Annotated in this window: 18 protein-coding genes and 2 pseudogenes; 10 read left to right on the top strand and 10 right to left on the bottom strand. The window is 46.3% G+C overall.

The genetic code is table 11. From position 1 onward, the window contains the following. A partial coding sequence (locus QUA20_RS29335) for a tyrosine-type recombinase/integrase (protein ID WP_333193706.1) occupies positions 1-872 on the bottom strand: 872 nt, incomplete at its 3' end. Positions 873-983: 111 nt separating this feature from the next. Here QUA20_RS29335 and QUA20_RS29330 point away from each other — a divergent pair. The 4 genes and pseudogenes from QUA20_RS29330 to QUA20_RS29315 all read left to right on the top strand — a co-directional run bounded on the left by QUA20_RS29330 (position 984) and on the right by QUA20_RS29315 (position 2,954). Continuing rightward, positions 984-1,148 (top strand): hypothetical protein, encoded by a 165-nt coding sequence (locus QUA20_RS29330; RefSeq protein ID WP_333193703.1) that lies wholly within the window; start codon positions 984-986, stop codon positions 1,146-1,148. Between the two features lie 59 nt (positions 1,149-1,207). Beyond that, positions 1,208-1,624, top strand: coding sequence for a XisH family protein (locus QUA20_RS29325; protein WP_333193701.1), 417 nt, complete (start codon positions 1,208-1,210; stop codon positions 1,622-1,624). After that, complete coding sequence (locus QUA20_RS29320) at positions 1,612-1,941, top strand: XisI protein (RefSeq protein ID WP_333193699.1); 330 nt, start codon at positions 1,612-1,614, stop codon at positions 1,939-1,941. The genes QUA20_RS29325 and QUA20_RS29320 overlap by 13 nt, the downstream gene beginning before the upstream one ends. A 256-nt stretch (positions 1,942-2,197) precedes the next feature. Next, positions 2,198-2,954, top strand: a pseudogene (locus QUA20_RS29315) (IS1 family transposase). Positions 2,955-3,074: 120 nt separating this feature from the next. Here QUA20_RS29315 and QUA20_RS29310 read toward each other — a convergent pair. Genes QUA20_RS29310 through QUA20_RS29300 form a run of 3 tightly spaced genes read right to left on the bottom strand, consistent with a single transcriptional unit; the run spans position 3,075 to position 9,212 of the window. Then, entirely contained in the window at positions 3,075-5,363 is a 2,289-nt protein-coding gene (locus tag QUA20_RS29310) for a PatA/PatG family cyanobactin maturation protease (RefSeq protein WP_333193697.1), read from the bottom strand. 52 nt (positions 5,364-5,415) lie between these two features. Beyond that, positions 5,416-6,807 (bottom strand): SagB family peptide dehydrogenase, encoded by a 1,392-nt coding sequence (locus tag QUA20_RS29305; RefSeq protein ID WP_333193695.1) that lies wholly within the window; start codon positions 6,805-6,807, stop codon positions 5,416-5,418. 2 nt (positions 6,808-6,809) lie between these two features. After that, a complete protein-coding gene (locus tag QUA20_RS29300; protein WP_333193693.1) occupies positions 6,810-9,212 on the bottom strand; it encodes a TOMM precursor leader peptide-binding protein in 2,403 nt (800 codons plus the stop codon). A gap of 233 nt (positions 9,213-9,445) precedes the next feature. Between QUA20_RS29300 and QUA20_RS32205 the strand changes: the two genes are divergently transcribed. Beyond that, positions 9,446-9,640: a transposase gene (locus QUA20_RS32205; protein ID WP_445301601.1), complete on the top strand. Its 195-nt coding sequence runs from the start codon at positions 9,446-9,448 to the stop codon at positions 9,638-9,640. 536 nt (positions 9,641-10,176) lie between these two features. Here the strand turns inward: QUA20_RS32205 and QUA20_RS29290 are convergent. The 3 genes from QUA20_RS29290 to QUA20_RS29280 form a co-directional block, all read right to left on the bottom strand. Continuing rightward, positions 10,177-10,389, bottom strand: coding sequence for a DUF5837 family cyanobactin class RiPP (locus QUA20_RS29290; protein WP_333193690.1), 213 nt, complete (start codon positions 10,387-10,389; stop codon positions 10,177-10,179). Positions 10,390-10,977: 588 nt separating this feature from the next. Beyond that, complete coding sequence (locus QUA20_RS29285) at positions 10,978-11,211, bottom strand: DUF5837 family cyanobactin class RiPP (protein WP_172192411.1); 234 nt, start codon at positions 11,209-11,211, stop codon at positions 10,978-10,980. A 589-nt stretch (positions 11,212-11,800) separates the two neighbouring features. Beyond that, positions 11,801-12,010, bottom strand: a complete 210-nt coding sequence (locus tag QUA20_RS29280) for a DUF5837 family cyanobactin class RiPP (RefSeq protein WP_333193688.1) — start codon at positions 12,008-12,010, stop codon at positions 11,801-11,803. Between the two features lie 99 nt (positions 12,011-12,109). Between QUA20_RS29280 and QUA20_RS29275 the strand changes: the two genes are divergently transcribed. Further along, positions 12,110-12,232: a hypothetical protein gene (locus tag QUA20_RS29275; RefSeq protein WP_281363587.1), complete on the top strand. Its 123-nt coding sequence runs from the start codon at positions 12,110-12,112 to the stop codon at positions 12,230-12,232. 329 nt (positions 12,233-12,561) lie between these two features. Here QUA20_RS29275 and QUA20_RS29270 read toward each other — a convergent pair whose 3' ends face one another. Together QUA20_RS29270 and QUA20_RS29265 are read right to left on the bottom strand one after the other, a co-directional pair. Further along, a complete protein-coding gene (locus tag QUA20_RS29270; RefSeq protein ID WP_445304730.1) occupies positions 12,562-12,852 on the bottom strand; it encodes a DUF5837 family cyanobactin class RiPP in 291 nt (96 codons plus the stop codon). Between the two features lie 347 nt (positions 12,853-13,199). Next, positions 13,200-13,400, bottom strand: a complete 201-nt coding sequence (locus tag QUA20_RS29265) for a DUF5837 family cyanobactin class RiPP (RefSeq protein WP_333193685.1) — start codon at positions 13,398-13,400, stop codon at positions 13,200-13,202. 393 nt (positions 13,401-13,793) lie between these two features. Here QUA20_RS29265 and QUA20_RS29260 point away from each other — a divergent pair, with 393 nt between their 5' ends. From QUA20_RS29260 to QUA20_RS29245, 4 genes are all read left to right on the top strand, one after another. After that, the gene (locus QUA20_RS29260) at positions 13,794-15,770 is read left to right on the top strand and encodes a PatA/PatG family cyanobactin maturation protease (RefSeq protein WP_333193683.1); all 1,977 of its coding nucleotides are present in this window, start codon (positions 13,794-13,796) and stop codon (positions 15,768-15,770) included. 137 nt (positions 15,771-15,907) lie between these two features. Further along, positions 15,908-16,114 (top strand): cyanobactin biosynthesis system PatB/AcyB/McaB family protein, encoded by a 207-nt coding sequence (locus QUA20_RS29255; RefSeq protein ID WP_172192403.1) that lies wholly within the window; start codon positions 15,908-15,910, stop codon positions 16,112-16,114. A 49-nt stretch (positions 16,115-16,163) separates the two neighbouring features. Continuing rightward, positions 16,164-16,391, top strand: coding sequence for a cyanobactin biosynthesis PatC/TenC/TruC family protein (locus tag QUA20_RS29250; RefSeq protein WP_333193680.1), 228 nt, complete (start codon positions 16,164-16,166; stop codon positions 16,389-16,391). A 57-nt stretch (positions 16,392-16,448) separates the two neighbouring features. Next, positions 16,449-18,092 (top strand): hypothetical protein, encoded by a 1,644-nt coding sequence (locus QUA20_RS29245; RefSeq protein WP_333193678.1) that lies wholly within the window; start codon positions 16,449-16,451, stop codon positions 18,090-18,092. A gap of 260 nt (positions 18,093-18,352) precedes the next feature. Here QUA20_RS29245 and QUA20_RS29240 read toward each other — a convergent pair. After that, positions 18,353-18,645, bottom strand: a pseudogene (locus QUA20_RS29240) (IS1 family transposase); the annotation flags it as partial.

Genomic DNA, 18,645 nt, shown 5'->3' with positions numbered 1-18,645 from the left:
GCATGACCCGCCAACTTTTGCACCGTCACAATATCCACCCCAGCATCAAGGAGGTCCGAGCAAAACGTGCGCCGGAAGTCGTGGGGACTAAAAGACTCCACCCCAGCGAGAAACGCCCGCCGCTGCACAATCTTCAACACACCATCCTCCGTCATCCGCCGGCGCTGAATTTCTCCCCCCTTCCGAATCGGGTACAACAGAGGCCCAGTCGCCTCTCCCCTCAACTCCAGCCACTCGGACACTAAAACGCAAGCAGACTCCGGGAGGTAAACCGTCCTGTCTTTCTTGCCCTTGCCCTCTCGGACGAACAGCGCTCCCGTAGATAGATTGAAATCTCGCTTCAAGAGATTGACCGCTTCAGAGCGACGGATGCCGCCCCCTCGCAAGATAGCAATCAGCGCCGAGTCCCTAACATCAATAGGGGTCTTACCAGAGCAGCTTTCCATCAATGCAGCAATCTCACAGAGCGTTAGCGCGCGCCCCCTAACTTTTCCCGATTGCTTGATACTCCTGACATCCACCGCTTTACTGTAATCTATTGGGTCGATTAAATCCAACCGCAGAGCTTCCTTCAACACCCGTCGCAGGGCGCACAGCATTTGGTTCACCGTCGCCGGGGCGTACTTTTTCTCAAGGGCAGAGCGCAGAGCCGCCGTATGTCTGTAGCGCAATGCCGCCCAATTCAAAGTCATTGCGTCGCACTCCCTACCTGTCAGCATTCGGGCCATGATATTGAGTCCTTCTCTCATGGTTGCCTTTGACCGCTCGCTCCCCAAACTGTCGAGGTACACTGCTGCCGGGTGCTGAGTCAGGGGTACCGGACAGGGCAGATTCAAGGTTTCGGGCTGTTGCTCTCCAATTCGGTTGAGCATTTACTCTTTCAAAGTGGTATTATAAATACTAAATTTTACGCCTTTAACGGTTCACGCGATCGATCGATTTGGCTCTTCCCTCGTGAACCCTCACCGTCTAGGAACGGACTCGTGTGTTTGATCCTGTTCGTAGAAGAAGAACACCTTTATGCAGCTTTAGCCTGTTTTTTTGGGCTAGTTGCTGTGAATGACCTGATATCGCTTTATCGCTGGTGGGTGGGAGAGTTATGCTCCGTGGGGGGAATTTTTGGAGAGTGCGATCGCGAATGGCTGTAATGATATGATGGCGGAATGGCAATCAATACTGCTCGGTTAAGCAATTTCGTGGATATGATATGTCCGCTAAAGATATCTTTCACAATGCTGTTCGTTCAGCTTTAGAAAAAGAGGGATGGATCATCACTCACGATCCTCTTTTTATCAAGGTAGAGGAACTTGATTTTTTGATCGACTTAGCAGGGGAGAAAATTTTAGCAGCAGAGAAAGATGGCTTCAAGATTGCTGTAGAGATTAAATCTTTTATCGGTGCATCTGATTTAGCCAGCTTTTATATAGCTTTGGGTCAATTTCTCAGTTATCGTTCTGCCCTGAGAAAAAAACAACCGAATAGAATTTTGTATTTAGCAATAAACCAAGATGTGTATAATGATTTTTTCAGCAATCGTTTTATTCAAGAATTAATCGCAGAGCATCAGCTCAAATTACTCATTTTTGATGCTATTCAAGAGGGGATACTTTTATGGAAAGAGTAAACTACAGAGAATTAATCCAAACAATACTGTCTCAACACTCAAGGAATGACTTGGATACTGAAACAGAAGTTCAATTACTTTTTGATATCGAACGGGAGCATTATCATGTGGTTCATTTGGGCTGGGACGAGCAAAAACGGGTTTACGGCTGTGTAATTCACGTTGATATAAAAGATGGTAAATTTTGGATTCAGAGGGATAGAACGGAAGCAGGAATAGCGAATGAGCTAGTAGCCGCCGGAGTTCCCAAGGAAGATATTGTTTTAGCTTTTAAAGCCCCTTACGTGCGTCAATTTACTGAGTTTGCAGTGGGGTAATTGGGATACGGAGGATTTACATTTTCATCAAAATTAAAATATTTAGTTTTGTCACGCGAGCGGAACTTACGCTTATAGAACCCATTTGAGATCTATTGCTGTAAGCGTAAGCCCTGTGCGATATCGATTTGGGATCTTTTGCCACCATTGCCCCATGATTTCTCGTCTTGTGGCTATTGAGGGCGTTGCTGAATTAGGGTATGATAAATTTATAGTGCGAGCGTCAAAAAATAACACTTCAAAAAACGCAGAGCTTATGCAAAGTCCTGAATGTCAGTCAACTCATGTTAATAAAAATGGTCATAAAAAAGGTAAACAAAATTATATTTGTGTCGGTTGTGGCAGACAATTTATAGAGGGCTATCAACCTCATAAAGGTTATTCTGAAGATGTGAAACGTGAATGTCTCAAAATGTATGTCAATGGCCTGGGTTTTCGAGCAATTGGGAGAGTCAAAAATGTGCATCATACGACAATCATTAATTGGGTCAAACAAGTAGGAAAACTCTTGCCAGATTTTTATGAGGCAGAAATAACTCCACAAGTGGGAGAATTAGATGAATTAGAAACATTTGTTGGCTCAAAAAAAACTTGCACCGGGTTATGGACAGCAGTAGACCATTTTAAACCAGGTATTCTAGGATGGGTTTTAGGCGACCGTGCGTGCCAAAACCTTTGAACCACTATGGGAGATTGTTAATAAATGGAAATACCATTTTTATGTAACAGATGGGTGGAAAGTTTACCCTAAGTTTATTGCCGATGAATATCAGAAAAGCACCCCAAAACATATATGATAAGAGTTGAGGGTGAAAATACAAGATTAAGGCATCCTGATAGCTCGCCTCAAACGAAAAAGTCTTTGTTATTCTAAATTAAACAGCAAGTTGCTAAGATATTCAATTCAATTACTAATTCACTATCTAAAATTTGCAGATGTTCCAATTCCGTATCCAAATCAAAGAAATCATTCTCTGCGTCCGCGCTCGCATTATAAGTTTATCATACCTTGATTCAGCAACGCCCTATTGAGTTATGTGAGACGACTTGTTTGTCTGCCTTATTTTTTAAGAAAAGATGTCAAATGGGTTCTATAGACGCAGGAAATCTGGCGTTGGTCATTGACAACAAATTTATTTTGGCACAGACCAAGAGCGAACTTCGCCTAAAGTTACAGGAATGCGATCGCTCACATCAACTGTAAATCGATAAACTTTCTTAGCCCTACGGCTATTTTCTGGATCGAAAAACTTTAATATCACATCCCAACAATCGCTATTAATCCGACAAAACGGGCTTTTTTCTACTTCAATCGTATCGAGTTGCATTCCTCTTGAAATAGCTTCAGCGAAGCTCGAAGCAGCTTGGAAAGCGTTAGTAACAGAAAAGTTCAACGCCCTGTCTTTAGAAGTTTGCCCTAAATTTTGGAAATCAAAATAAACTCGATGCAGGAAGCTGGTGAGAGATTTCCGCATGGCAATTTCATCAGCTTGCGGTGCTTGAGGAGCGACAATTTGCAAAGCTGCTTCGACTAAATTATTGATTTTCCAACCGTACATTCCTCTTGTATTGATTAAGGTAATTACGGGAACTTCTTGCCCGGAAAATAGCTGCACGGTTTTATCTGCTGTTTTGGCGGGAATGCTGATTCGTTCGACAAAATCATCGCTGTCTTCAAGTTCAATTTGTCCCGCTAACATCAGGATTAATCTTTCGTAGACATCGGCAGCAAAACCCTGTCTGGGTTCTAAGGCGTAAATGGGGTTAAGTTCTTGATTGAGCGTCCAAATTAAGGCTTTGGCTTCACTGGGGTTTTGTGAGAGATAATCGACCATTTGACGGGCATCATAGGGATTAGGGGGAATTATGATGCCGTCAATTTCGATTGCGGGCATTAGTTGTTTAAAGGTGTCGCGTCTGGCTTCGCTGCCGAAGTCGTAGCCGATGGTTCCCAAGGCATAGACGAGTTTTGAGGCGGCGCTGGGGGTGATGCCTTCGCTGGGTTGACTGAGGGTGGCAACTGTTGTATTGGAGGGTTGGACTGTGCCAGAGTTTGCCAGGGAATTGAATTCCAGGTGGGCAATATTGTTCGCAGGCACTACCGTATTATCTACCCCATCGATTTCTGGGTGAATTGTGCTAGAAGGTTGAATGGTGATTAAGGGTTCTCCGGTTAGTAATTGATAAGCACCAGGAATATTCAATTTACCAGCCAAACAGCGTTCTGGTTCTGCAACTTCTTGAGGGTCGCAAGGAATAGCGCTGTTGAGAAAAGCCATCCGCACCGCTTCGGCGTTGGGTTGTTCGCCGCGTTGCAATTGCACGCTCATCATTAACGCAGAAAGACCAGTCATTAGGGGAGCGGCTAAACTGGTTCCTTCTTGTCGGACAGGTTCATCGGTGCCTGGTTGTGCTGCCAGAATGTTTTCGCCCGGTGCGAGGATGCCTTGTTCCTGATACTGACCGCCCCAGTTACTATAGTTTGCGGGTTGTCCATTGTCCTTCATCATGCCCGCTGCTAAAACATTGGGTAAAACAGCCGGAACGCAAAACCATTCGCCTTTGTTATTGCCACTGGGCGCAACAATCAGAATGTTATTGTCCTGACATTGTTTGACTGCTTTTTGAATCATTTCGTGGGCAAACCCGGTTGTGGTGGGGTGGCAGGCAGCACAGTGAATGATATTCACCCCCAGTTCTAATGCCAAGTTAAAGGCATGGGCCATGTTCAGGGGAGATAGAGCTTCACCGCTAGTTGCTGTTTCAAACAGGGGAATGTTAATGGCGGTGCAGTAGGGAGCTACTCCCTCTACCGGGGAACCAGGTTGCCCAAACATCACTGAAAAAATGCCAGTCGCGTGGAATACACCACCTAGACGCTCTTGCACTTCTTTGGGAATCGTGTCTTCTAAAGCTTTAATCTCTGCCTCTAATTCTTTGATGGCGGCAGCATAGTTTATATTTGGGGATATTTCTCTTTGCCGTAAATTTTGCGTCTTGGAGGCACTTAACTGGCGATATTGCTCAATTACTGGTGCATCTGTGCTTTCTAGCAGAGCATTGAAAACGGTGCTAAAGGAGCCGTGCGATCGCATCAAGTTCGATGCTGTAACACCAGCGGTGGATTGCGAAGCTGCTGGTGCTGTATCTGCATTCTCCTTTTCGCTTTGCTTCAAAGCTTTTTTTAAAGCCTTTTTCTTGTCTTTAAGGGCATTTATTTTAAGTTGCTGTTCAATGTAGAATGGATCGATTGGCTCTAGTGTCTGTTGCCAAAAGGGTTTGATTCTACTCAAGTTTGCGCCAACAAAACAAGCGCGTTCGAGGTCGGCGGGGCCATCCAAAACAGCTATTTTGATGCGGGAATCGCCGCGTGTGATGGCTTGAAGTTCGGCAAAACCGGGAATTGCAATTAAGTCAGGCATAGGAATCTAGAGGTTTAATAATTTATTGAGGAAGTATGATAAATAAGGATTTTTATTGTTTGAGTGAGCCTAGCATAAATTCTCCCACTGAGGACTCTTCATGTTCGTTAAGATGGGCGATTTTGTCAAACAGTTGCGAGTTACCTGCACCGATCGCAGTGGGGGCTAACTTCATCGCTGTCGCGACGAGATAAAATGTTTGATACAAAACCCCGATATGCTTCAAAATTAGACCGTAACCGATCGCATGGTATTTCCAGAACAATCGGCCAAATCTAGCAGTAACAATCAGCAACACTTGCGGAATATCTTGTTGTCCAGTTGATTTCCAGGCATCATAGAGTAAAGCTTCCACATCTGGATTTTGTTCGGCAAGCTGGTGCAATCGGTGCGCGAGGGGTTGATAGTGATACAGTCCTGTATCCAGCCCTTGACAGCGATTTACTACTGTATAAATCTCCAGTTCGTACAATGCCCCGCCGCAGGGATACGGGCGTTTCGTCACTTCTCCAATATTCATCGGATCGTCTTCAGGAATGTAAACCTCTTTGACTCGCGCACAGCGATAGAGAAATTCTCCTAATTGAGATAATGTAATCGGCTGGTTGCTGTATTCCCGAATTGATTGTCTGGATTCAATCGCTTGGGTGAGCGAAATATCTGTTTGAGCTAACGCTTCTAGGTTAGGTTTCTCTAAGGAAATTACTCGGTCACTCATGGGCGATTTGACAAAGTGCGATCGCTCGCTATTCTCAAATTGAGGAATTTCCGTTTTAGGCGGCTCGTTTAATCGTTGTAAGCGAGTTTGGCGGTGAAACAGCAAGTTATGAAATTGCCATTCGGCTAAGGCTTTGCTTTCCGGTTCTAGCTGGATCATTTTGGTTGCGATGAGCAACTGCATGAACGCTCTTGCTATCTCTGCATCAATTAGCCCATCAGCTAAAGTTAAGAAGGTGAATTGCGAATCAACTTCAGCCAGTTTTCCGATTAGGGCTGTCGCCCGCCAATCTAGCAGAATAATTTTTGCTTGGGAAAGGGGAGATTCTAAAACAAACTGTTGTTTTTCTTGGCGCAGAAAGGTAAACCGAGACAGCATTAAAGGCTGTTCCTCATCAAAAGGCGGAACAACAAATTGATAATTTTCTGCAATGGCAATGGCAGTTGCTAATGGTAAAACGGAATGACTTATCCAGCCGAGGCTAATTAGCTTCTGCAACTCAAACTCAAAGTTGAGACTAGCTTCGATGCCATCCAATTCGGCAATCACAGCTTGGAGTTGGGAAAAAGTTTGGCTGGAATCCTTGAGACGTTCTAAGGCAGTTCTCAATCCTGGCTGAGGATGTTCCAATGTCAGGCAGTGCTGAGGCGATCGCAGTATCAGTCGCTCGCTTTCAACAGTGAGGGCGATGTCAGGGCGGAAGGAAAGGGTGAAGAAATCGGACATTATTAAAATACCATTGGCATCGGGTTCATTTGGTCTTCGCTCAAAGGCGTAGTCAGGCATCCGAGTTTCACAGGCACATCATACAGCCGTCCCGCCCCAAATCTTGACCAGAAGTGGCGCAAGCCAGGGACGATCGCTTTGACTACGGGCAAGCCAATATCGGGACGGGTTTGGTTGAGTACCAGCATTTCTAGCCCCGCACGTCTGGCGACTTCCACGCAGGTTAGGACATCTTGCTCGATATCATCACTCCATTGCTGCGGGTAATCTGAATATATTTTCGCAGGTTGCTGAGTGCAAGGCGCAAGATAAGGTTGATTGGCTAAGGTTGCTTTTGTAAACCAATGATACAAGGCAGAGTCTGAAGCAGTTGAATAATCCTGTTGGTCTACACCAAATCCAATTTGATTAACCTCGGTGACGGCTCGCAAAATGGCAATTTTTGGGTCGAAATGCGCTCCGTATCCGGCGATGATGCGTTCGTCACCGCCGCCAATATAGCGAGAAACGGCAGCAAAGGCGGGAATATTCAAGTCTGTGGTTAAATCGAGTACCCACAGTTCCCGCTGCTGGCTGCGATACCAATTCTGTAAATCTAATAAGTAAGGTTCGTTGATACTCGCCAAGTCTACACTGGGGCGAGAAAGGCGGTTGTACCACCAGATGGCGACGCTATCCCGCTCTACCAGTTCCAAAAAGCCCTGTAAAATCGCATCTTCTAGGGTTCCTCCGGCTGCATTGCCGTTGGAGTCGGCAGAACAGAAGCGGTGTTCTTTAGGAAGTTTGTAATCGTAGTAACAAAAGGCAGTGGGCAGATATTTGTGCCGTTGCTCAGTTAATGACCATACGGGAGTCCAATCGATCGCCTGCGTTTCGTCAAAGGGTTTTGGAATCCAATCGTGGTCTACGATCGCCTTTTGATTCAATTCCTCCCGATTTTGATATTGAGTATCGCTAAACAGCAAACACTTTTGTGGATGAATGGCACTTTCGCCCAACTCAGCTAACTTAGAACTTATACGAGGTTCGTCGCCTTGATAGATGCCAGAATAGCGTTCGATCGCCTCACAGAATCCGCTGGCTTGAGATTGACGATCGCTTTTACCTTTACCGCGGCTTTTGTGTCCCAGGGATTTTCGCAACTTATTCAGGCTGGAAGAAGTACCGAAGGCATGGGTGGCGCGGTAGGTATGGACGAGGGGATTATTGGGGTCAGAAACCCGCACGAGTTGGCTGACGACTCCGGTAATGGGGCTGATTAAATGCTCATAGCGTTTCAATATTTGTTCTGGCGTAAAGGCGCGATGTCCGCCATCTTGAGTAAACAGCTTTTTGCGGCTGGTGAGTGCGATCGCACTTTTGACCTGTTGGCTGACTAAATCAGGATTCCCACAGGACGGACATTGAGGGCGTTTGGTGAGCGTGTGGGTTTTCTGGGTGAAATTCGTCTGATCCAGCGTGATGATTTTCCCAGCTAATGTCTGAATTTTTGATTCTGGGAGGCACTGGTTAACCAACCATTTCGCAATTTCGGTGGTGGTTAATCCGATCGCCGTTTGCACTGTCGAAGGCAACCCGGCAACTGCTGTTGGTAAACACCCGATTTCTTCAATGCCTAACCCCCCTAGCTCCCCTTCCCTACTAGGGAAGGGGGGAGTCCTACTCCCCTCTCCTCGTAGGAGAGGGGTTGGGGGAGAGGTTAACCCAACAGTATTGCTCATACCCTGCTGTTGTTTCTGCTGCCGCAAAATGGAGGCTTCTACTTCCCGGTTGCCGTTGAGCCGATGGGCGAGGCATTCCCAACATCCCGTTTCCCCTGGATCAAAGATGGAACCAAACCACAGCATTCCACCCATTGGTTTGACCAGCAGCCAGGGTTGCTGATTTTGCAGTGCCATCTGATTGATGCGACTTAGTTCTGGTTGCAGATAATCATCTGTCAAGACTACCAGTAGAGAAGCCGAATCGGGCTTGGGTGAGTCTTGTTGCCACCCTTGCACTGGAATTTGGAGTGCCTGTAATGACTCAACCAAGGGTTGTGCATCAACGGCTCCAACTGTGGTAATTAATACTTGGGTATTAAGTAATTGATCGCTCACTGCTTGCGGGTCTACACCCAGCAGGCTCCAAAATGCAGCAGTTTCCTGGGTGAGGCTGTGGGCGGCATCTGTGAGATAGCCTTTGGCATCGAGGCGATCGAGGACGTATTCAATATGTTCGGGTACGACTTGCCCATCTAACTTCCGAATAATTTCCTCTAATGTGTACTGACCGTTGAGCAGAGGAATAATTTGGCAATAAAGGCTACCTGTTAGGGCGTAGGTGGCATATTCACTCAGTAAATAGACGTTTTTGGGTTCAACAATTTCGATGCGGAAATGAGGTTTGATTTGGGGTATTTTCATGGGTTCTTTGGATTTTTAGATTATTGATTTTCCTTTGTTTGTTAGTGAGAATTAGTGATGTATTGATGATTTTTAACCAGTAAGGTTTAAGTATCTCAAGTTATCAGTACAACTCACACTCTCTCATAGCAATGCCTAGAAAACCAAGAAACCTTCAGCCTGGGTATGCTTACCACATCACAACTTGATGTAACAACCGAGAATTTAAGCTACAACGGTGGGAATGCCGGGAGGTGTTTTTATATGCCATCAAACAAGCTATTGAGAAATACAAGTTTAAGCTATATGCCGTTTGCATCATGTCAAACCATATTCATTACTTGATTGAACCGACTCAACCCAATGATTTGCCAAAAATCATGCACTTCCTCAACTGGTATACCGCCATGTGCTTTAACCGGATGCTCAACCGCACGGGACACTTCTGAGAGAAGCGATATTTTTGTGATGGCTTTCCCGCCTCAGACCGCCAGCGGGTGCTAAACACCTTACGCTACATTCACGGAAATCCCAAGGCTGCAAAAATACGGTCAGGATTTTTCTATGAATTCAGCAACTACGGCAGCTACGACCAGCTAACCAACGATGGCTTAACTCAGTGGCATCCAGCATTCTTAACCCTTGGCAACAACTTGGAAGAGTGCGCCCGAAAGTATCGAGGATTTTGCAAGCGGTATAACCCGAACAGTAAACCAATTAGAAAGTGTCATTGGGGGAATAAACTCTTAGCTGGTTTAGACCTCAAAGGGGGCAAGGGAGCAAGGAGAGATAGGAAAGTAAAATCATCATCCTCATCTTCCCCTGCCTCCCCCCCTCATCCCCCAACCAACAGGTGCCAGGTATCGGAAAGGCCGATGGCCGATGGTATCGGCAATTGCGACTCAATTCATCTGGGCTAACCAGGTTCCTAGACGGGATGAAAGGCAGTTTTGAGGAAATTAAGAGACATAGGTAGAGTGGGAACCTATTCTGCGTCGTCTCCTCCGTCATAAGAACAGAAACTACTTGTGAAACAGCTCATTGACCTATAATTACTTGGTAGTACGGATGCACTATCTAGCTCGCCATACAGTTGGAGAGCTTCTTCCGACAGTTCAGCCAATTCAGTAGGTACAAGTCCTGTGGTACTGCGGTTGACAGGTTGTGCCACTTGGGGCATCAAGTTTTTCTTATCCATGAGAATTTTTTTCCATTTTTGGTTGTTCGTAAATGTCCCGTTGTCGAGCTACTGCTCAGTCGGTGGGTCTGACCGCTTCTTTCTGAAAGAAGACTGTATGTCAGCGGAGAATCAACACCCTGCGCTAAATTCACGGAAATCCCAAGGCGGCGAAAATACGTTCTGGATTCTTCTATGAATTCAGCAACTACGGCAGCTACGACCAGCTAACAAACGATGGCTTGACTCAGTGGCATCCGGCTTTTTTGCAATTGGGCAACAATTTAGAAGACTGCGCCCGGAAATACAGAGGATTTTGCAAGCGCTACAACCCAAAAAGTAAGCCAGCTAGAAAGTGTCATTGGGGAAATAATCTCCTAGCTGGTTTAGACCCCAAAGGGGGCAAGGGAGCAAGGGAGGAAGTAAAATCATCAACTTCTTCCCCTACCTCCCTGTCTCCCCCTCTCCCTATCCCGTCACGACGGTGCCAGGTATCGGAAACCCCCCTGGTGAGGGCAATTGCGGAACGATTCATCCGGACTAACCCAGGCTCCTAGACGGGATGAAAGGCAGTTTTGAGGGGAAAAAAGTTCGGGGTAGCCCAGGAACTTACTCCGCGTCGTCTCCGCCATAAGAACACGCACAGCAATTTGGCGTAGCATAACCACCGGAATAACCGTCACTATGCCCACATGCGGGTATTACTGATGCACTACTTGAGGCATCCTCTCCCCGTTGGGACAGGGCTTCTTCCGACAGTTCAGCCAGTACGTCCGGCAGTTGTCCGGTGGTGATGCGGTTGACAGGTTGTGCCGCTTGAGGCATCAAGTTTTTCTTATCCATGAGAGTTTTTTTCCTTTTGTAGTTTGTGTTTTTGTCCCGTTGTCGAGCTAATGCTCAGTCGGTGGGACTGACCGCCTCTTTCTGAAAGAAGACTGTATGTCAGCGGGGAATCAACACACTGCGCTACATTCACGGAAATCCCAAGGCTGCAAAAATACGTCCTGGATTCTTCTATGAGTTCAGCAACTACGGCAGCTACGACCAGCTAACCAACGATGGCTTAACCCAGTGGCATCCAGCATTCTTAACCCTTGGCAACAACTTGGAGGAATGCGCCCGGAAATACCGAGGATTTTGTAAGCAGTACAACCCGAAAAGTAAGCCAGTTAGAAAGTGTCATTGGGGGAATAAACTCTTAGCTGGTTTAGACCTCAAAGGGGGCAAGGGAGCAAGAGAGGAAGAAAAATCATCATCCTCTTCTTCCCCTGCTGAACCGTCTCCCCTCTCCCTATCCCCTCACGACGGTGCCAGGTATCGGAAACCCCCCAGGTGAGGGCAATTACGGAACGATTCATCCGGGCGAATCAGGCTCAACTGACAGGAGAAAAGGCAGTTTTGAGGAGAAAAGAAGTCCGACGTAGCGCAGAACTTATTCCGCGTCATCTCCGTCATAAGAACAATGACACGCGGTTCTCCCATATGGGGTACTATTCGGTAGTACAGATGCACTCTCTGAGGCCTCCTCCCCCAGTTGGGATAAAGCTTCTTCCGATAGTTCAGCCAGTTCAGCAGGCAATTGCCCAGTAGCGATCCGGTTGACAGGTTGTGCCACTTGGGGCATCAAGTTTTTCTTGTCCATGAGAGTTTTTCTCCATAGTGGGTTGTTCGTAAATGTCCCGTTGTCGAGCCATTGCTCAGTCGATGGGTCTGACCGCTTCTTTCTGAAAGAAGACTGTATGTGGGCGATTCGCTGTTGGTGTATCGAGAGGGGCGATTACCGACTGACTTGCGAAGCGCGATCGCACGCTGCATGACTGCGCCTACCGCCGCCCTGGAAGCTATTGCCAACTCTTGGGAATGAACTTTAAAGTCAATAATAACTACAACCTTTCGTTAGCAAGGATTTTGTAACCGCTACCAACCGAAAAGTAAGCCAGCCAGAAAGTGCCCTTGGGGAAATAAACTCCTAGCTGGCTTAAACCTCCAAGGAGGCAACGACGAAAAAGGAACTAGGAACTCTACTCCACCCTCTTCTCCCCCTGTCCTTTCCACATTCCTCGGCAGGTGCCAGGTATCCGAAACCCCCCGAAGTCAGGGCAGTTGCCGAGCAATTCCGGAGGGCGAATCAGGCTCCACTAAAGGAGAAAAGGCATTTTTGAGGAAATTAACAGATGCAGCTTGAGTGGGAACCTATTCTGCGTCTTCTCCGTCATAAGAGCACACCCAACTCCAACAAATCTGCCCGCCTAAATCACTATTAGCTGCTAAAGCTAGTACTGATGTACTGTCGTCACCGTCACCCTGCAGTTGCAAGGCTTCTTCGGAAAGTTCTGCTAGTTCGCCGGGCAGTTGTCCAGTGGTGAGCCGGTTTACGGGTTGTGCCTGCTGGGGCATCAAGTTTTTGTTGTCCATTTTTCTTTTCTCCTTTGCTGCTTTTTGTGGTTTTTTCTTCTGTTGTGGAAGAAGCTGGTTGTGTGTCATTTGTAGAGGGGTTGACGCACTAAAACTTTTTTAGCGGGAGAGACGATTTGGATGAAATAGGCGATCACTGAACAGATTTAGTTGAGGGGCAATCGCACACTGGGTGACTGCGAATGACTCCCAGCAACTCCCCAACGCTGGGGTTCATCTAACAAATCGGGGTTCAACCACTTACCTCAAAAAGTCTAAGTCCCGTTAATATCCTCCGCCGTGCCCGCCGTGCCAGGTAACTGAATGCCCCGAAATCACAAGGATTGTACGTCAATTTATCGAGGCAAACTCCAGCGCCAAAAGAAGAGCGAAAAGAGTTTTGACATTTTTTAAGGGGAGTGGTAAAACCAGGATGATTACGGCGCGTCTTCTTCGCCGTCATAGGAACAATAATGGCCATTTAATGGCCAATCCCCACTCATGGGTAGTACCGCTCCACTCGAGGTAGACCCACCCAGAGATTCTTCCGACAATTCTGCAAGTACATCCGGCAGTTGTCCAGTAGTGATACGCTCAATGGGTTGAGCTTGCTGAGGCATCAAGTTTTTCTTGTCCATTTGAGTTTTCTCCTTTTTTCTGGTGGTTTCCTTCTTCAGTTGTGGAAGAAGCTGGTTGTGTGTCGCTTGTAGAGTGGTTGACGCACTAAAGCTTTTTTGGGGGAGGGAGGCGATTGGAATTTGTGGGCGATCGCACGCTGCGTGACTGCGCCTACCGAACTCTGGAAGCTATTGCAAACTCTTGGGAATGAACTTTAAAGGCAATGTAACTAGAAACAATACTTTAGTCAAGCAATTTCCTAATAAACAAGCCGCAATTTTTTTAGAAAAAGTAGGAAAATAACGAATTGTAAAGAATTTTATTTAATTTTTATGAAAAAGCAGGAGAATATCGCCTTTCATAGTAATATCTATAACTTGATTGCCCATAGTTGTTTAGCATTTTTTAAATAAATGCCCAAACTCAAACAAATCCCAGGAATACAACAACTATGGGCAAGCACTAAGGGCGACTCCACCATTTGCATTGCCGTCCTAGATGGGGTAGTTGACCAAAATCACCCTTGTTTTACAGGGGCAAACCTCACGCGACTGCCTACCCTAGTTGCAGGGGAAGCTAGCGCCGATGGTTCCATGTCCGCTCACGGCACCCACGTTGCCAGTATTATTTTTGGTCAACCTGGTTCTCCAGTGCAGGGCATTGCACCAAAATGTCGCGGTTTAATCGTTCCCGTCTTTGCAGATGAACGACTGAAGCTATCGCAACTCGACTTATCCCGCGCCATTGAACAAGCCATCAATGCTGGGGCGCACATCATTAATATAAGTGGCGGACAACTCACCGACTTTGGGGAAGCCGAAGGTTGGCTGGAAAAAGCCGTGCGTCTGTGCAATGAACGTAACGTTTTAATAGTTGCCGCTGCTGGAAATGATGGTTGCGAATGCTTGCACGTTCCTGCTGCCATGCCAACTGTGCTAGCAGTAGGTGCAATGGACGAACAAGGAAAACCCATCGACTTTAGTAACTGGGGAGAAACTTACCAAAACCAAGGCATCCTCGCTCCAGGAGAAAACATTTTAGGAGCCAAACCAGGAGGCGGAACAATCCAACTCAGTGGCACCAGCTTTGCTACTCCCATCGTCAGCGGAGTTGCGGCCTTACTTCTGAGTCTGCAACTGCAACGGGGAGAAAAACCCAATCCCCAAAAAGTCAGGACAGCCTTACTAGAGACTGCCATACCCTGTTCGCCAACCGAAATTGATGATACCCATCGCTGTTTAGTTGGCAAATTAAATATTGCTGGTGCTTTACAATACCTGATAGGAGAAACCGTGTCAGAAGAATTAGAAACAGTTTCCGCCTCTGGTTGTGGCTGTGGCAGCCCCCAAACCAGTGATGCCCTACCTAATAGCCAAATCCCAGAAGAAGTTTTGATAACCGAACCTGCCGAAGTTGTTGCTGCGACTCCCGCACCCATACCTACATTTAATCCACCCTCTTTTACAAGTTCCTCTACCCCAAGACAGGTTGCCATGTCAAATCGTGCCTCTAATTACGTTACTGCCAGCCAAGCCCCCAGCGAACTCGCCGATGCGAACTTGGTTTACGCTTTGGGAACCCTCGGTTATGATTTCGGTAGTGAAGCAAGGCGCGACTCCTTTAAGCAACTGATGCCAGGAGCTACAATGGACAACACAGCGCTCCCCGCCAACCCCTACGATGCGCGGCAGATGGTGGATTATTTAGCAGACACTCTTTCGGAAGCTAAAGCTTTAATTTGGACGCTGAACTTAGAATTAACTCCAATTTATGCCATTGAACCAGTAGGCGGTTTTGCTAGAGATGCCTATGCGGTATTGCAACAACTACTTGCCGGACAAATCCAACCAGAAGATAACGCAGAATACGTCGAACGAGTCAGCATCCCTGGCGTTTTACCCGGGCGCAGCGTCAAGCTATTTTCCGGACAAGTTGTTCCCGTAATTGAACTTTACAACATTCGCGGACTCTACGGCTGGAAAGTCAACAACTTAGTTAATGCCGCGATAAATACTGTACGAGCTACAGCCACAGACGCGCAAGAAGATGCCATCCGTCGCACCCTCAGCAGCTTCCTCAACCGGATTTATTATGACTTGCGGAACTTAGGCACCACATCTCAAGACAGAGCACTAAATTTTGCCGCTACCAACGCTTTTCAAGCTGCTTCCACATTTGCCCAAGCTGTAGCAGAAGGCATGGAACTCGATAGTATTACAGTAGAAAAAAGTCCCTTCTGCCGCCCCGATAGCGATGGTTGGGATGTGAAACTAAAATTTTTCGATCCAGAAAATAGTCGCCGTGCTAAGAGGGTATACCGCTTTACTATAGATGTAAGCGATCTCATTCCCGTTACCTTGGGCGATGTGCGTTCTTGGTCTACACCTTAATTGCACGATTAATGCTTCTTTTTGAATAGGTTGGGTTGTGCTGAGCTTCACCCAAAACTAAGTTTCAATAAGTATTTAGTTTTAGTTTTTTTAACCCAACCTACGGACTTGCATTCTGATTAGCTTAGAGAGGAAAAATGAGATTACCCAAACTTTCTCCCCCTGTCAAAAGACCCGATATTATCCATCCTTATCGGGCAGTAGATGTCATTCACGGAACAGTAGAAGATTTAGTCCGCATCCGCATGGATTTATTGTACGGAGCAAACTTTAACGACCCAGCAGCATTTGCCTACAGAAGTTATCAACAACTTAAGTCTTCCAGTGGATGTAGGTGTCTGTAATGTTCTGTATTAACAGTAGTAGTTAACAGAAAGTGGAGAATTACGTACTATGGCTAAAAATTCCGAGAAAAACCAGCCAAAAGAAGCAGCTACAGAGGGGCAGGAATCTCAAGCAAAAAATCCCTCAGAAGCAGCCAATAAACTTGAAGATGCCAAACAACATTTGTTAGCCACCGGACTTAAAAATAATGGCTTTTGGTGGCAGCAAATGCTCAAAAATCAAAAAGCTTCAGAAAAAGAACCAAAGCCATTCCGCCGGGGTCGGATTTGGTCTTAGCGAATAAGTGAGATTTTTCAGAAAGTTAAAAAAGACTTATTTAGAGAACAAAAAATCATGGCTGCAATCACTCGCCCTGAAAAAGAGGCTACCCTCGTCGATGTAGTAATTGTCATCGACACCAGCCCCTCAATGAAAGACAAAATTGACATTCTTAACCACGCCACAGAAGCTGGTATAAAAAAGGCTTCTTTTAGCTGTCCCTGCGATTTACGAATTGAGTGGTTTGGCATTGAAGGAACTTGGGACAATACCAACTTTCAGCAAATTTTACGGGAATATCTAGTTGCTACTTGCGGAGTCGATGAAACAGAAATACGAGGTCGCAAGCGCGGCGAGGTTCCCGCAAACGGCGCACAAGAAGACGGAGCGAGAGCTATCGAAGATATTTCCACTCACTTTAATTGGCGAGATGGTGCCACCCGTGCCATTTTTTATTTAGGTGATGAAGCATTAGAAGGTGGTGGCGATACCGAACAAGAGGATATCGCGGCAGCTAATCGCGCCATTGAAAAAGCCAGAAATGCCGGAGTTGTCGTCCATACTTATTTCGGAACATCTAAAAGCCAAGGACAAGACAAAACGGCGGCTGAGTACGTCCGCCTAGCACAAGAGACAGGCGGACACGGTTTTAGAAATCAAAATGCTATTGGTGGTTTTGCTGAGATTCTGAAAACGGTTATTTGCTCGACTAGAAATAGAGATACTACTCCTCAACTCGTTCCCGTTATCCCTGTTTACTTCGTGCAAGCGCAGCATTTAGTTGGTTTTTCAGCAACTAGCACCCAGTCAAGCACGAGTTCTACTCCTCAAAATAAGTCGGTTGACTTGGTGATAGTTATCGATACTAGCGTTTCAATGAAAGACGAAGCTGAAGGCCTGAGCAATGCCGCAGAAGCTGCTATAAAAAAGGCTAGTTCAAGCTGTCCGAGCGATTTGCGAGTTGAGTGGTTTGGGCTGGAAGGAACTTGGAAAAATACCAATTTCCAGCAAACTTTGCGGGCATATCTAATTAATAGTTGCGGAGTTGCTGAAACAGAAATAAGAGGTCGCAAGCGCGGCGAACTTCCTGGTGGCGGAGCGCAAGAGGACGGAGCTAGAGCGATTGAGGATATCTCGGCACACTTTAATTGGCGAGATGGTGCATCCCGTGCGATTTTTTATTTAAGTGACGAAGCTCTTGAAGGTGGTGACGATACCGAACAAGAGGATATCGAGGCAGCTAATCGAGCGATTGAAAAAGCCAAAAGTGCCGGGGCGATCGTCCATACTTATTTTGGCACCTCTAAGAGCAAGGGACGAGACAAAACAGCGGCTGAGTTCGCCCGTGTAGCAAAAGAGACGGGTGGACGGGCTTTTACTGACAAAGATGCTTTAGGAGGATTTGCGGAAATCCTTACCCAAATTATTTGTGTTTCCAGCGAAGCGAAAGTAGAGGAAACGGGTCAGTTAATTCCTGTGGTGCCATTATATTTCGCGGCAGTTTTTGGCGGGGCGCTTGTATCTCAATCAACGCAAATGACAACGGTTCAACCCACAAATCCAACTGCTTCAATAGCTAATACTGGGGGTTTATTTTCTTTGAATCCAGCTAATTTAGTTGCTGCCCCCCAAAGTAGTATCTCAACGACAGCAGTAAATATGCCAATCTACATGATGGCAGTCCAACCGACCAATAGCGAGAGCGATCACGCTACTTAACTGGAATACAGACAAAATTTCGGGGTTCAGATTTCGGGTTGGCTCTGTTAACCTGGCAAGTTTTTATAGCCCACATTCCGCACCCACAACTGTCACACATCAATAAAAAGGGGATTAAATAATAAATAGGAACTAATACTAATTCTTTAAGGGACATCCAAGAAATAAACTCTTCCAGTCCCCGGAGAGGATAAACTGAATTAGGCGTTGCACAATAGCAGTATGCTATCGATAACACGCCCGCAAGGAACAAACATATTTCAGCTAGTAATAGGCACAGTTTTATGCTTTAAGTAATAAATGACTAATCGAATTGATATGGCCAACATCAAGAGAGACTTAGAGAAACAAAGAGTTTTTCTATGTGTGCCAAATAATGCCTAAGCCTTGTATTTTCTCCTTCAACGCGGGTCATATAAGTTTTACTAACAATGTGGTCACTCTCGTCAATAAAGGGGTAAAGGCGAGATACGTGAAAGTGCGATTCGTTCTGGAGAAACCCATTTCTTGGGGGGATTCCAGGCTTTAGTAGAGTAACCCTTATGGGGCTGAG

The organism is Microcoleus sp. Pol7_A1 (assembly GCF_036701085.1).
In the GTDB taxonomy this organism is placed as follows: domain Bacteria; phylum Cyanobacteriota; class Cyanobacteriia; order Cyanobacteriales; family Microcoleaceae; genus Microcoleus; species Microcoleus asticus.
This window is presented reverse-complemented; position numbering and strand designations above follow the sequence as displayed.